At 36.1% G+C, this 12,295-nt stretch carries 13 protein-coding genes, 1 rRNA gene and 1 other annotated feature; of the genes, 12 read left to right on the forward strand and 2 right to left on the reverse strand.

Annotation, left to right across the window (positions count from 1 at the left end; translation table 11 throughout):
- Positions 1–111 precede the first annotated feature (111 nt).
- The gene (locus NE544_RS10670; RefSeq protein ID WP_256269317.1) at positions 112–924 is read right to left on the reverse strand and encodes a choline kinase family protein; all 813 of its coding nucleotides are present in this window, start codon (positions 922–924) and stop codon (positions 112–114) included.
- A gap of 182 nt (positions 925–1,106) precedes the next feature.
- Here NE544_RS10670 and NE544_RS10675 point away from each other — a divergent pair, with 182 nt between their 5' ends.
- The 6 genes from NE544_RS10675 to rplL all read left to right on the forward strand — a co-directional run bounded on the left by NE544_RS10675 (position 1,107) and on the right by rplL (position 4,584).
- Complete coding sequence (locus NE544_RS10675; protein ID WP_118116349.1) at positions 1,107–1,475, forward strand: MerR family transcriptional regulator; 369 nt, start codon at positions 1,107–1,109, stop codon at positions 1,473–1,475.
- A 2-nt stretch (positions 1,476–1,477) separates the two neighbouring features.
- Positions 1,478–2,206: a hypothetical protein gene (locus NE544_RS10680; protein ID WP_256269318.1), complete on the forward strand. Its 729-nt coding sequence runs from the start codon at positions 1,478–1,480 to the stop codon at positions 2,204–2,206.
- Positions 2,207–2,350: 144 nt separating this feature from the next.
- Positions 2,351–2,770 carry a 50S ribosomal protein L11 gene (gene rplK, locus NE544_RS10685; protein WP_003866292.1) on the forward strand — a complete coding sequence of 140 codons (420 nt, stop codon included), beginning with the start codon at positions 2,351–2,353 and terminating at the stop codon, positions 2,768–2,770.
- 14 nt (positions 2,771–2,784) lie between these two features.
- Entirely contained in the window at positions 2,785–3,471 is a 687-nt protein-coding gene (gene rplA, locus NE544_RS10690; protein WP_118116353.1) for a 50S ribosomal protein L1, read from the forward strand.
- 30 nt (positions 3,472–3,501) lie between these two features.
- Positions 3,502–3,621, forward strand: a sequence feature (ribosomal protein L10 leader region).
- 32 nt (positions 3,622–3,653) lie between these two features.
- Positions 3,654–4,193, forward strand: coding sequence for a 50S ribosomal protein L10 (gene rplJ / locus NE544_RS10695; RefSeq protein ID WP_256269319.1), 540 nt, complete (start codon positions 3,654–3,656; stop codon positions 4,191–4,193).
- 22 nt (positions 4,194–4,215) lie between these two features.
- A complete protein-coding gene (rplL, locus tag NE544_RS10700) occupies positions 4,216–4,584 on the forward strand; it encodes a 50S ribosomal protein L7/L12 (protein ID WP_118116355.1) in 369 nt (122 codons plus the stop codon).
- Between the two features lie 131 nt (positions 4,585–4,715).
- Here the strand turns inward: rplL and NE544_RS10705 are convergent, their stop codons facing one another.
- Entirely contained in the window at positions 4,716–5,519 is an 804-nt protein-coding gene (locus tag NE544_RS10705; protein WP_117573316.1) for an HAD family hydrolase, read from the reverse strand.
- Between the two features lie 224 nt (positions 5,520–5,743).
- Between NE544_RS10705 and rpsL the strand changes: the two genes are divergently transcribed.
- From rpsL to NE544_RS10735, 6 genes are all read left to right on the forward strand, one after another.
- Positions 5,744–6,157: a 30S ribosomal protein S12 gene (gene rpsL, locus NE544_RS10710; protein ID WP_117573318.1), complete on the forward strand. Its 414-nt coding sequence runs from the start codon at positions 5,744–5,746 to the stop codon at positions 6,155–6,157.
- A 25-nt stretch (positions 6,158–6,182) separates the two neighbouring features.
- On the forward strand, positions 6,183–6,653 hold the full coding sequence (gene rpsG / locus NE544_RS10715) for a 30S ribosomal protein S7 (protein WP_003866299.1): 471 nt from the start codon (positions 6,183–6,185) through the stop codon (positions 6,651–6,653).
- Positions 6,654–6,671: 18 nt separating this feature from the next.
- On the forward strand, positions 6,672–8,768 hold the full coding sequence (gene fusA, locus NE544_RS10720; RefSeq protein WP_118116662.1) for an elongation factor G: 2,097 nt from the start codon (positions 6,672–6,674) through the stop codon (positions 8,766–8,768).
- 72 nt (positions 8,769–8,840) lie between these two features.
- Complete coding sequence (tuf, locus tag NE544_RS10725; protein ID WP_118116664.1) at positions 8,841–10,025, forward strand: elongation factor Tu; 1,185 nt, start codon at positions 8,841–8,843, stop codon at positions 10,023–10,025.
- Positions 10,026–10,189: 164 nt separating this feature from the next.
- Positions 10,190–11,503: an O-acetylhomoserine aminocarboxypropyltransferase/cysteine synthase family protein gene (locus NE544_RS10730; RefSeq protein ID WP_256269320.1), complete on the forward strand. Its 1,314-nt coding sequence runs from the start codon at positions 10,190–10,192 to the stop codon at positions 11,501–11,503.
- Between the two features lie 718 nt (positions 11,504–12,221).
- A 16S ribosomal RNA gene (locus NE544_RS10735) occupies positions 12,222–12,295 on the forward strand; the annotation flags it as partial.

Genomic DNA, 12,295 nt, shown 5'->3' on the forward strand with positions numbered 1-12,295 from the left:
AAAATATACAAAAAAAGACAATTTCATTTCGAAAATTGCCTATATACAATAAAAAACCTATGTCCTTACGAAAAGGTATAGGCTTTTGTCAACAATCTGAACAGAGGCTATTTAGCCTCTGTAATGTTTTTCTTTGTCTTTGGCGATGTCAAAATAGATTTGTTCGCCTCTTTGTTCATAAAGCATATTTGCCCAATATCCCCAAAGGATGTCTTCCGTTCTTTCAAATGCCTGCACTTGAACATCAATCATTGGGTCGATGTCTCCATCAAAATAGGTTTGATAGAATTGGTCTCTTTGGTCAATATAATGGATGTTGTTTTCTGAAAAGAAACTGGCGATATCAAAGCGATAATCATTTTTAGCCGCATATTCATAGTCAATCAAATAGTCTTTTGTATCACTGTAAAGAATATTTCCTTGCACAAAGTCGTTATGGCATAGTGTGTTTGGTTTATATTCTTTTTTTAAAGCTTCTAAAAAGTTTTCTTCATTTGGAAAAGATACGATACATTCTTTGATTTGAGATTTATAGAATTCAATCTTTCCAAAAGGGTTGAAAATAAACAAAGGAGCTTTTTTAGTATGAAGAGATTTCATTAAATTTGCACATCTTGCGAATTTGTCTTTGTCCTTACATTCATCAAATGTTTCTACATCTTCAATATAATTTGTTACTTTGATACCTGCTTTTTCATCGAAAAAAATAACAGGTACATCTAAATCAGAAACAAGTGGCAAAATTTCCTTTTCGTATTCATGCTGCAAACCAAGAGATTCATGATTCTTTTTTGGTACGCGTACCATATATTTATTGTCGTTGATTGTTAATAAATAGTTGTGGTTACTAATGCCTTTATCTGTTTTTTCGAGTGTGTAGTTTGTTGCGTTAAATTTTTCTTCTATCCATGTATTTAAGTTCATGTGGATATATTAACATTATTATTCTTTAAACTCAATGCGGTCGTTGTACCGCTTTTTTTGATTCGCGAAATTTACAAGCTCTCTTGTGGCAAAAAAGTTTGGAAGGAGAATCGAAGAAATAACTTTTTTGGCTTGCGTTGTTCTAAGAACAAGGCTGTAAATTGAAAAAGGAGTAGTGTGCAATGAAGTATAAGGTGAAGTGGATCGAAGAACATATGGGAATCACAAGAAATATGATTCGTAGATATGAAAAGAAGGGAGTGATTTCAAAGAATGAAGAAGGAAAAGATCGAGAGTTTGATGAAGAAGGGTTGAGACAATTATGGGATATAAGAATGTTGGTGAGTTTAGGGTTTAGTTTGGATGAAGTTAAAGAAATTTTGAGTGAGGGAAATTTAAAGGAACTGAGCCAAAGAAAGTTGGGCGAGTTGGATAAGAAATGTGAGGATTTACAAAGCAAAAAAGATGTATTGAATATAGTTCAGATAACTGGAGAGTTACCTTGTTGTTTAGAAGATGTAATTGATGAGTTTGGAAAGAAGAGTGAATAATAATGAAAAAGTTAGTGTGTTTAGGATTGTGCTTGATTCTTAGCGGTTGTACAAGTATACCTGTTGCCAAGAATGATGCAGTACGAAAAGTGAACGCGAATGTAATTGAGGTATCTGCTTCTACGATAGATGAAATAGAGGAGATGGCAATCAAGGATGTTGAGGACACAAAGGCAAAGTTAGAGAGTGAAAGGGATGCTTTGAGTGAGGAAATTAAGGATTTTGATGCATATACGAAAAATATAGATAAGGTAAAAGCGTATTATGATGATGCTTTAAAACAGACAGAGTTGTTGTCCATTCGATTGAGGGAATATGCTTATAAGTATGCTGAATTGATTATGAATGAGGATGTATCATATAAAGTGAAATACAAAGATTTGAGCGGAATCTATGAATATATATATGAAGATGCGGGTAAGGATATGTATGGTATATATGATAAGACTGTAAAAAATATGTATGATATCTATTATGATGGAATTATTAAAGATGCATATGATACGGAAGATTACGATGTGTGGAGTGATGCAAGTTCGGATGCTTACGATGATTGGTCGAATTGTTTATCGGATATTTATGATGTTTGGTCGGATATGCAGTCTGATATTTATGAATTCCAATCGGATTTGAGAAGCGAAGTATATGATCATGATGATGAAAGAGTGCAGAAGAAGATGGATAAGTTTAAAAAATCAATTCTTCGTATGAAAGAGGATGTGAATGATTAGAGAGAATCGATGATTTTCTCTAATTTTTTTAAAAATGAGCTTGCATCACAGATTATAGTGGTGTATAGTAAATAGGCATGCGTGGGAGAATGCGTAACTGTTCGTATTACCACAGCATAGGACAAAATATAGGAGGAACGTCTTATGAGCAAGAAAAAAGTTACAAAAGTTTGTAAGTTGCAGTTCCAAGCTGGTGGAGCTAAACCAGGTCCAGCATTAGCAAGTGCTGGTATCAACATGCCTCAGTTCTGTACAGCTTTCAATGATGCAACAAAAGATCGTAAAGGTGATATTGTTCCAGTTGTCATTACTGCTTATGAAGATAAGAGTTTTGATTTCGTATTGAAAACAACACCTGCTGCTAACTTATTGAAAAAAGCAGCAAACGTACAAAAAGCAAGTGGAGATCAAAAAGTAGTTGCTGGTACAATTACAGTTGATCAATTAAAAGAAATTGCTGAGTACAAAATGCCAGACTTGAATGCCAACGATGTAGAAGCTGCAATGCGTATTGTTGCTGGTACTGCACGTAACATGGGTATCAAGGTTGAAGGATTTGAATAGGAGGAACATCAATAATGGCAAAAGTAAGTAAGAGATATGCTGAAGCAGCTAAATTGGTTGATCGTTCAAAAACTTATTCAATTGAAGAAGCTGTTAAATTAGCTAAAGAAACTAGTAAAACAAAATTCGACGCAAGTGTTGAAGTAAGTTTCCGCTTAAACGTAGACCCTCGTCACGCTGATCAACAAATTCGTGGGGCAATGGTATTACCTAATGGAACTGGTAAAACACAACGCGTTTGTGTAGTTGCACAAGGCGAAAAAGAAAAAGAAGCTCAGGCTGCTGGTGCTGATTTCGTTGGTGGTGCAGATATTATCGAAAAAATCTCTAAAGGTTGGTTCGATTTTGATGTATTAGTAGCTACTCCAGATATGATGGGTCAATTAGGACGTTTAGGACGTGTTTTAGGTCCTAAAGGATTAATGCCAAACCCTAAGACTGGTACAGTAACAATGGATGTTGCTAAGGCTATTGATGAAATTAAAAAAGGTAAAGTTACTTACCGTGTAGACAAAGAAGGAAACGTCAACTTAGCTATCGGTAAAACAAGTTTTACTGATGAAGCATTAGTTGAAAACTTCAATGCAATCTTCAACACAATTGCTAAGGCTCGCCCTGCAACTGTTAAAGGTGCATACATGAAAAACTTAGTTGTTTCAACAACAATGGGTCCTGGAATCCACGTTGAAATCGTTAAGTAATTGACAAATCTAGTAAAATAAATTAAACTACAGATTGTTATCAATATTCCAAAGACAGTAACGGCATATGCTTAATAATGTTACCGAGGGTATGATGCATTGACTTTGCACAATTAGCCCGTCTTTGATGCGGGCTTTTCTTTTGAATATTGTTACAATAGATGAAAGAAGAGGTGGATCGAATGAACAAAGACATCCTTGCACAAAAGGAAGCTGACGTTATCGCCTTATCTGAAAAAATGGAAGCTGCTAGTAGTATTGTATTAGTAGAATACCGTGGATTATCAGTAAAGGAAGTAACAGAACTTCGTCGTGCTTTGCGTGAAGAAGACGTTGAATTCAAAGTTTACCGTAACGCAATCGCTCGTCGTGCAGCTGAAAAATTAGGTCACGAAGATTTCGCAAAAACTTTAGTTGGACCTAACGCATTGGCATTTGGTAAAGATCCAGTTGCTCCTGCTCGTGTATTAGCTAAATTTGCTAAAAAACATGAAGCATTGGTATTAAAAACTGGTATCGTGGATGGAGCTATGGTAGACGAAGCTACTATCCAAAAATTGTCTGCATTACCTAACAAAGAAGGTATGTTGGCTAAATTCGCATCTTGCTTAAATGCTCCAGTTATCAAATTTGCTATGACTGTTAAAGCATTGGCAGAAGCTAAAGAAAACGGATCTGTAAAAACAGAAGAAGCACCAGCTACAGAAGAAGCTGCTGCGTAATTAATTATAGGAGGAAAATAAAATGGCTAAATTAACTCAAGAAGAAATTCTTTCTTATTTAGAAGAAGCAACAATTTTAGAATTAAACGACTTAGTAAGTGCAATCGAAGAAAAATTTGGTGTAGTAGCTGCTGCTGCTGTTGCTGCTCCAGCAGCTGCTGCTGAAGAAGCTGCAGGACCTAGCGAAGTAACTGTTACATTAACAAATGTTGGTGGAACAAAAGTTGCTGTAATCAAAGCTGTACGTGAAATCACTGGTTTAGGATTAGTTGACGCTAAGAAATTAGTAGATGGTGTTCCAGCTGCTGTTAAAGAAAACGTATCTCCAGAAGAAGCAGAATCAATTAAAGAAAAATTAGTTGCTGCTGGAGCTACTGTAGAAATTAAGTAATTTAAGCTTAATAAGTAATTAAAGCCTTTGTCCTTAGATAAAGGCTTTTTTTCTGTTCATTTAATGAGTATGGACTTAAATGATACTAAAAAAGACATCATTCTAATTGCGATGATGTCTTTTATATATGTTTATTCGTCTTTTAATATTTTTGTGACTGCATTATAGATACCGTTATCGTATGTAGATGTTGTGGCAAAATTTGCGTAGCTTTTGACAAAATCACTCGCATTTCCCATCGCAACGCCAATATCGGCTTTCTTTAACATATGGATATCATTTGTGCTATCTCCAAAACAGATGGTATCTTGCCATGTGAATCCTGTTTTTTCAAGAATCATTTCAATGCCTTTTGATTTATCATTATCAGCATTGAAGATATCGAAGCAGAATCCATCGGTTTTAACGTTAATTAAATCGTTCCTTAGATTTGGGTGAGTTTCCATAAATTGGTCAACTAATTTTTTATCTTTAGTAAGAACTACGGCATTAAAGGCTTTGTGCCTTAAATGATAGGACTGACTAGGGTCGTAGAATAGTGAATCTAGTACGTTGCAGTATTTACAAAAGTCATACATTGGGTAAAAGTTGTTGTAAATGTATGTGGCATCTCCAAAGTGAAACATCAGACCTGTTTCATGTTTTTTGCTGAAATTGACTAAGTCATTCACATTGTCTTGTAAGATTGGATAGCTTCCGATTTCTTGAAAATCTTTGTCTAGAATGTAGCTTCCGTTGATCAATACATAATAATCAAATTGAACGCGTTGTAATATAAGTTTCATTTGATTTAAGGGACGGCCAGTTGCCGCACAGACAATATATCCTTTATCTTTTAGTGTCTGTATAGCGTCTAATGCGCTTTCTTGAATAACGTCATTTTCGGTTTGGTAAAGTGTTCCGTCCATGTCGAAAAATACAATTTTGTGTTTCATAAACATACCTCTATTCTTGTCTATATTATACTTTAATGAATGGGGAATGCGTATAAAATTTTTTTATAAAAAATCAACAAAAAAGAATTGACAAATCATGCTGAATACTGTATCTTAATATTGCATGCGAAAATAGGTTCTGAAAAGAGCCTATATTTAATGGATGGGCAAGACCCACCCGGCTTCGTTTGCTTGGAAATTGAAAATTTTGAAAGGAGGATCTTATGCCTACAATCAACCAGTTGATTCGTAAAGGTCGTAAGGCCAGTCAAAACGTTTCAAAGTCTCCAGCTTTGAACCGTGGTTACAACTCATTGCAGTCTAAACCAACAAACCAATCAAGTCCACAAAAACGTGGAGTTTGTACTCGTGTTGGTACTATGACACCTAAGAAACCAAACTCAGCACTTCGTAAATATGCGCGTGTTCGTTTAAGTAATGGTATGGAAGTTACAGCTTACATTCCAGGTATCGGACACAACTTACAGGAACACAGTGTTGTATTGATTCGTGGTGGACGTGTTAAAGACTTACCAGGTGTTCGTTACCACATCGTTCGTGGAACTTTGGACTGTGCTGGTGTAAATGACCGTAAACAATCTCGTTCATTATACGGAACAAAAAGACCTAAGAAATAGATCAATCGTGAAAGGAGGAAATTAGATGCCTAGAAAAGGACACATTGCGAAACGTGACGTACTAGTCGACCCAATTTATAACTCTAAGTTGGTTACTCGTTTGATCAACAAAATCATGATTGATGGTAAAAAAGGGGTTGCACAAACTATTTTGTACAACGCGTTTGAAATCGTAGAAGTAAAAACAGGAAAAGCACCAATGGAGGTTTTCGAACAAGCTTTAGAAAACGTTATGCCTCAATTGGAATTGAAAGTTAGACGTGTAGGTGGAGCCAACTACCAAGTACCAGTTGAAGTAAGCGACGAACGTCGTTTGACTTTAGGACTTCGTTGGATCGTAAACTACGCACGTTTACGTAACGAAAAAACAATGGAACAGAGATTAGCAGCTGAAATTATCGATGCTTCTAATGGAACTGGTGCCAGTGTTAAAAAACGTGAAGACACTCACAAAATGGCAGAAGCTAACAAGGCTTATGCTCACTACCGTTGGTAAGAGAAGGAGTAAAGAAATATGGCTAGAGAATATGCTTTACACGAAACTCGTAACATCGGTATCATGGCTCACATCGATGCCGGAAAAACAACAACAACAGAACGTATTCTTTACTACTCTGGTGTAAATCACAAGATTGGTGAAACACACGATGGAGCTAGTACAATGGACTGGATGGAGCAAGAACAAGAACGTGGTATCACTATCACTTCTGCTGCTACAACAGCTCACTGGAGAAAGACAGACGGAACTGGTAAAGAATGCCGTATCAATATCATCGATACACCAGGCCACGTAGACTTCACAGTAGAAGTTGAACGTAGTTTACGTGTATTAGATGGTGCCGTAACAGTATTAGATGCCAAAGCAGGTGTTGAACCTCAGACTGAAACAGTTTGGCGTCAAGCTACTGAATATAACGTTCCACGCATTGTATTCTGTAACAAAATGGATGCTACAGGTGCTGACTTCTTAATGTCATGCAATACAATCATCGATCGTTTAGGAGCTAAATCTTGTCCAATTCAGTTACCAATCGGTGCTGAATCAGACTTCGAAGCTATCATTGATATCATCAAGAGAAAAGCTTACGAATTTAGTGGAGATTATGGTCGTGTAATCACTGAAATCCCAGTTCCAGAAGATATGGTAGATCTTATGGAAGAATACCGTGCTAAATTATTAGATTATTTAGCAGATTATGATGAAGATTTCATGATGCAAGTATTAGAAGGTGAAGAACCTTCAATCGAAGAAATCAAACGTGTATTACGTATTGCTGTATGTAATGGTGACTTCTTCCCAGTATTATGTGGATCTGCATATAAGAACAAAGGTGTTCAATTAGTATTGGATGCAGTAGTAGATTACTTACCAAGTCCATTAGATGTACCTTCAATTAAGGGTACTACATTAGATGGAGAACCAGATGTTCGTCACCCTGGTGATGATCAACCATTCTCAGCATTAGCATTTAAAATCGCTACAGACCCATTCGTTGGAAAATTATCTTTCTTCCGTGTTTATTCAGGTACTGCTACAGCAGGAAGCTATGTATTAAACTCAACTAAAGATAAAAAAGAACGTTTTGGACGTATCGTTCAGATGCATGCCAATGCACGTAAAGAAATCACTGAAGTTTATTCAGGTGATATCGCTGCTGCTGTTGGTTTAAAGGTTACTACAACAGGTGATACATTGTGTGATGAAGATCACCCAATCATCCTTGAATCTATGGAATTCCCTGAACCAGTAATCGAATTGTCTTTGGAACCAAAAACTAAAGCTGACCAAGACAAAATGGGATTGGCTCTTGCAAAACTTGCAGAAGAAGACCCTACTTTCAAAACATATACAAACGAAGAAACAGGACAAACAATTATTGCCGGTGTAGGTGAACTTCACTTGGATATCATTGTTGACCGTTTACGTCGTGAATTTAAAGTTGAAGCAAATGTTGGACAACCACAAGTTGCTTACCGTGAAACAATTCGTCAGGCTGCTGATTGTGAAGGAAAATATATCCGTCAGTCAGGTGGTCGTGGACAATATGGTCACGTATGGATCAAATTCGAACCAAACGAAGGAAAAGGATTTGAATTCGTTGATGCTATCGTTGGTGGTAGCGTGCCTAGAGAATATATCAAACCAACTCAAGAAGGTTTGGAAGCAGCATTGGAAAATGGTATGATTGCAGGTTACCCAGTAATCGATATCAAAGCTACATTATTTGATGGATCATACCACGATGTCGACTCTAGTGAAATGGCTTATAAGATTGCCGCTAGTATGGCATTGAAAGAAGCCGGAAAGAAATGTAAACCTGCTATTCTAGAACCAATCATGTTCGTAGAAGTAACTGCACCAAGTGAATACTTAGGTAGCGTTATGGGTGACATTTCAAGTCGTCGTGGACAAATCACTGAACAGGAAGAACGTGGAAATGCCATTATCGTTCGTGCACATGTTCCATTATCAGAAATGTTCGGATATGTTACAGACTTACGTAGCTTTACTCAGGGACGTGGAAACTACTCTATGAAGTTCGACCACTACTCAGAAGTTCCAAAGAGTATTGCAGAAAAAATTATTAAAGAGAATTCAAACGAAAACTAGTTGATTTTCGTTTGGTTCTGAAATACAATATTTATTGTATGAAATATGTTAGCATTTAGGAGGAAATTATAAATGGCTAAGGAAAAATTTGACAGAAGTAAAACTCACGTTAATATTGGTACTATCGGTCACGTTGACCACGGTAAAACAACATTAACAGCAGCTATTACAACAGTATTAGCTAAAAAAGGTATGGCTAAAGCTGAAGCTTATGACCAAATCGATGGTGCTCCAGAAGAAAAAGAACGTGGAATCACTATCAACACTGCACACGTTGAATACCAAACAGAAAAACGTCACTATGCACACGTTGACTGTCCAGGCCACGCCGATTATGTAAAAAACATGATCACTGGTGCTGCTCAGATGGACGGAGCAATCTTAGTAGTTGCTGCATCTGATGGACCTATGCCTCAAACACGTGAACACATCTTGTTAGCACGTCAGGTAGGTGTTAAATATATCGTTGTTTACTTAAACAAATGCGATATGGTTGATGATGAAGAATTAATCGACTTAGTAGAAATGGAAGTTCGTGAATTATTAAACGAATACGGATTCGACGGTGACGAAACTCCAGTTATCCGTGGATCAGCTTTAAAAGCTCTTGAAGGAGATCCTAAATACGAAGAATCAATCTACGAATTGATGAATGCTGTTGATACTTGGATTCCAGATCCAGCTCGTGAAATGGATAAACCATTCTTGATGGCAGTCGAAGACGTTATGACAATTTCTGGTCGTGGTACAGTAGCTACAGGACGTGTTGAACGTGGTCAAGCTCACTTAAACGACGAAGTTGAAATCGTTGGTATCAAAGACACTCAAAAAACAGTATTAACTGGTTTGGAAATGTTCCACAAACAATTAGACGTTGCTGAAGCAGGTGACAACATTGGTGCATTGTTACGTGGTATTGCACGTGACCAAATCCAACGTGGACAAGTATTAGCTAAACCTGGAAGTGTACACCCTCACACTAAATTTAAAGCACAAGTTTATGTTTTAACTAAAGAAGAAGGTGGACGTCACACTCCATTCGTTTCTAACTACCGTCCTCAATTCTACTTCCGTACAACTGACGTTACAGGTGTAATCACATTGCCAGAAGGAACTGACATGGTAATGCCTGGTGACAACGTTGTTATGAACGTTGAATTGATCGCTCCAATCGCTATCGAAACTGGTACTAAGTTCTCTATCCGTGAAGGTGGACACACTGTAGGTGCTGGTAACGTTACTGAAATTGACGCTTAATTAAACTTATAAAAACAAAGGACTGATACGTTTTTGTATCGGTCTTTTTTTATCTCAAAATGAAAGAAATGTAAATACAATGTAAATAATTACACTTATCGTTGACATTATAATTATTTTAGTTTATCATACAAAACATATAAGAATGGTATGAATTAAGGAGAATGATTATGACAAAAATAACTAGAAATCAGCGAAATTTTAAATTTGAAACATTACAACTTCATGTAGGACAAGAACAAGCAGATCCAACAACTGACGCACGTGCAGTGCCAATTTATCAAACATCATCTTATGTGTTCAGAAATTGTGATCATGCAGCAGCACGTTTTGGATTGAGTGATGCAGGAAATATTTATGGGCGTTTAACGAATCCAACTGAGGATGTATTTGAAAAGCGTATAGCGGCTCTTGAAGGTGGTGTAGCTGCGTTAGCCGTAGCATCGGGTGCAGCGGCTGTTACATACACAATATTAAATTTAGCTCAAAATGGCGACAATATTGTTTCAGCCAAAAATATATATGGCGGTTCATTTAATTTATTTGAACATACTTTACCTCAATATGGGATTGAAACAAACTTTGTAGATATTTTTAATGAAGAAGAAGTTGAAAGTGCTATTAATGAAAAGACAAAGGCTTTGTATATTGAAACATTAGGAAATCCAAATTCTGATGTAGTAGATATCGAATCAGTTGCAAAGATTGCTCATAAACATAAAATTCCATTAGTAGTGGATAATACATTCGCTACACCTTATTTAGTAAGACCAATCGAATATGGAGCTGATATTGTTGTTCATTCAGCTACAAAATTTATTGGTGGTCACGGAACTAGTATTGGTGGTGTTATCGTTGATGGAGGAAAATTTGATTGGGAAGCTAGTGGAAAATTCGATTCACTGACTAAGCCAAATCCAAGCTATCATGGCATTAGTTTTACACAAACATGTGGAGCTGCAGCATTCGTCACTAAGGTGCGTGCAATTCTTTTAAGAGACACAGGAGCTACGGTTTCTCCTTTCAATGCATTCTTATTTTTGCAAGGGTTAGAAACATTATCCTTACGTGTAGAGCGTCATGCTTATAACGCATTAAAAGTCATCGAATATTTGAATAATCATCCTCAAGTAGAAAGTGTATCTCATCCTAGCGTTTCTAAAGATCCTAAGCAACAAGAATTGTATAAAAAATATTTTCCTAATGGAGGAGGTTCTATCTTCACATTTGATATTAAGGGAGATGCACAAAAAGCTAAAGACTTTATTGATAATCTAGAATTATTCTCTTTATTGGCAAATGTTGCAGATGTTAAATCGTTAGTGATTCATCCGGCAACAACAACACATTCACAATGTACAGAAGAAGAGTTACTAGATCAGGGTATTCGTCCTAATACAATTCGTTTAAGTATTGGATGTGAAAACATCGATGATATTATTCAAGATTTGGATGAAGCATTTAAAGCTGTTGCATAATCAATAAAAAGCCAGAAATCTGGCTTTTTATTATGCTAGAATAATTTATAAATGTGCTAATAAAGTGAATTTATTTTTTGGTAGAATTATTCTAGTGTTTGAAAGGAGGGCATGAGTGAACAAAAAAATTACGTTTTTTAGTGCATACAATAGGAATGGTTGTGTTAACGTTAGGTTTGACTTTGAACACACTGGCAAATCTAGGCGTCTCCCCAATAATATAAGTACTCTATAGTATTTCACAGATTACAAGATTAAATTTTATCAATATAACTTTTATGGTTTACGCTATATTTGTAGCTGTACAACTAGCTATTCATATACAATTAAAAAATAACAGAATTATATCTGATTTATTGCGATTGCAATAAAGTTTAATATTGAGACATTTATTGCTCATCTAATTGTTGGTATTAGTAGGGTAATAGCCATATTTCATCATGTTTTTGAAGCATAGATTGAAGATTTAACTAGTGATTTATAAACGACATCTACAAGTTTTCTTTTAAAAATGGCATTGTAAGCGTATACAGTAAAAAAGATGAAAAAAAATAAAAAAAACATTTGACGAAGTGGGAAGTATTTGGTAATATAGATGAGCACTGCTGAGGTGCACATGATCTTTGAAAACTGAACAGGAAATAAAATAAAAACTAAAACGTCAATTTCGAAACAAACAATTGTAAAGAAAGATGTCAGAGACATCTAAGAGCTAAATCAAATGGAGAGTTTGATCCTGGCTCAGGATGAACGCTGGCGGCATGCCTAATACATGCAAGTCGAACGAGAGGA

The sequence above is a fragment of the Holdemanella sp. MSK.7.32 genome, assembly GCF_024460475.1.
In the GTDB taxonomy this organism is placed as follows: Bacteria; Bacillota_I; Bacilli_A; order Erysipelotrichales; family Erysipelotrichaceae; genus Holdemanella.

Excerpts from the sequence above, each read along its gene's own strand:
- NE544_RS10670 (WP_256269317.1), bottom strand. The coding sequence starts at position 924 with ATGAACTTAAATACATGGATAGAAGAAAAATTTAACGCAACAAACTAC.
- NE544_RS10675 (WP_118116349.1), top strand. The coding sequence starts at position 1,107 with ATGAAGTATAAGGTGAAGTGGATCGAAGAACATATGGGAATCACAAGA.
- NE544_RS10680 (WP_256269318.1), top strand. The coding sequence starts at position 1,478 with ATGAAAAAGTTAGTGTGTTTAGGATTGTGCTTGATTCTTAGCGGTTGT.
- rplK (WP_003866292.1), top strand. The coding sequence starts at position 2,351 with ATGAGCAAGAAAAAAGTTACAAAAGTTTGTAAGTTGCAGTTCCAAGCT.
- rplA (WP_118116353.1), top strand. The coding sequence starts at position 2,785 with ATGGCAAAAGTAAGTAAGAGATATGCTGAAGCAGCTAAATTGGTTGAT.
- rplJ (WP_256269319.1), top strand. The coding sequence starts at position 3,654 with ATGAACAAAGACATCCTTGCACAAAAGGAAGCTGACGTTATCGCCTTA.
- rplL (WP_118116355.1), top strand. The coding sequence starts at position 4,216 with ATGGCTAAATTAACTCAAGAAGAAATTCTTTCTTATTTAGAAGAAGCA.
- NE544_RS10705 (WP_117573316.1), bottom strand. The coding sequence starts at position 5,519 with ATGAAACACAAAATTGTATTTTTCGACATGGACGGAACACTTTACCAA.
- rpsL (WP_117573318.1), top strand. The coding sequence starts at position 5,744 with ATGCCTACAATCAACCAGTTGATTCGTAAAGGTCGTAAGGCCAGTCAA.
- rpsG (WP_003866299.1), top strand. The coding sequence starts at position 6,183 with ATGCCTAGAAAAGGACACATTGCGAAACGTGACGTACTAGTCGACCCA.
- fusA (WP_118116662.1), top strand. The coding sequence starts at position 6,672 with ATGGCTAGAGAATATGCTTTACACGAAACTCGTAACATCGGTATCATG.
- tuf (WP_118116664.1), top strand. The coding sequence starts at position 8,841 with ATGGCTAAGGAAAAATTTGACAGAAGTAAAACTCACGTTAATATTGGT.
- NE544_RS10730 (WP_256269320.1), top strand. The coding sequence starts at position 10,190 with ATGATTATGACAAAAATAACTAGAAATCAGCGAAATTTTAAATTTGAA.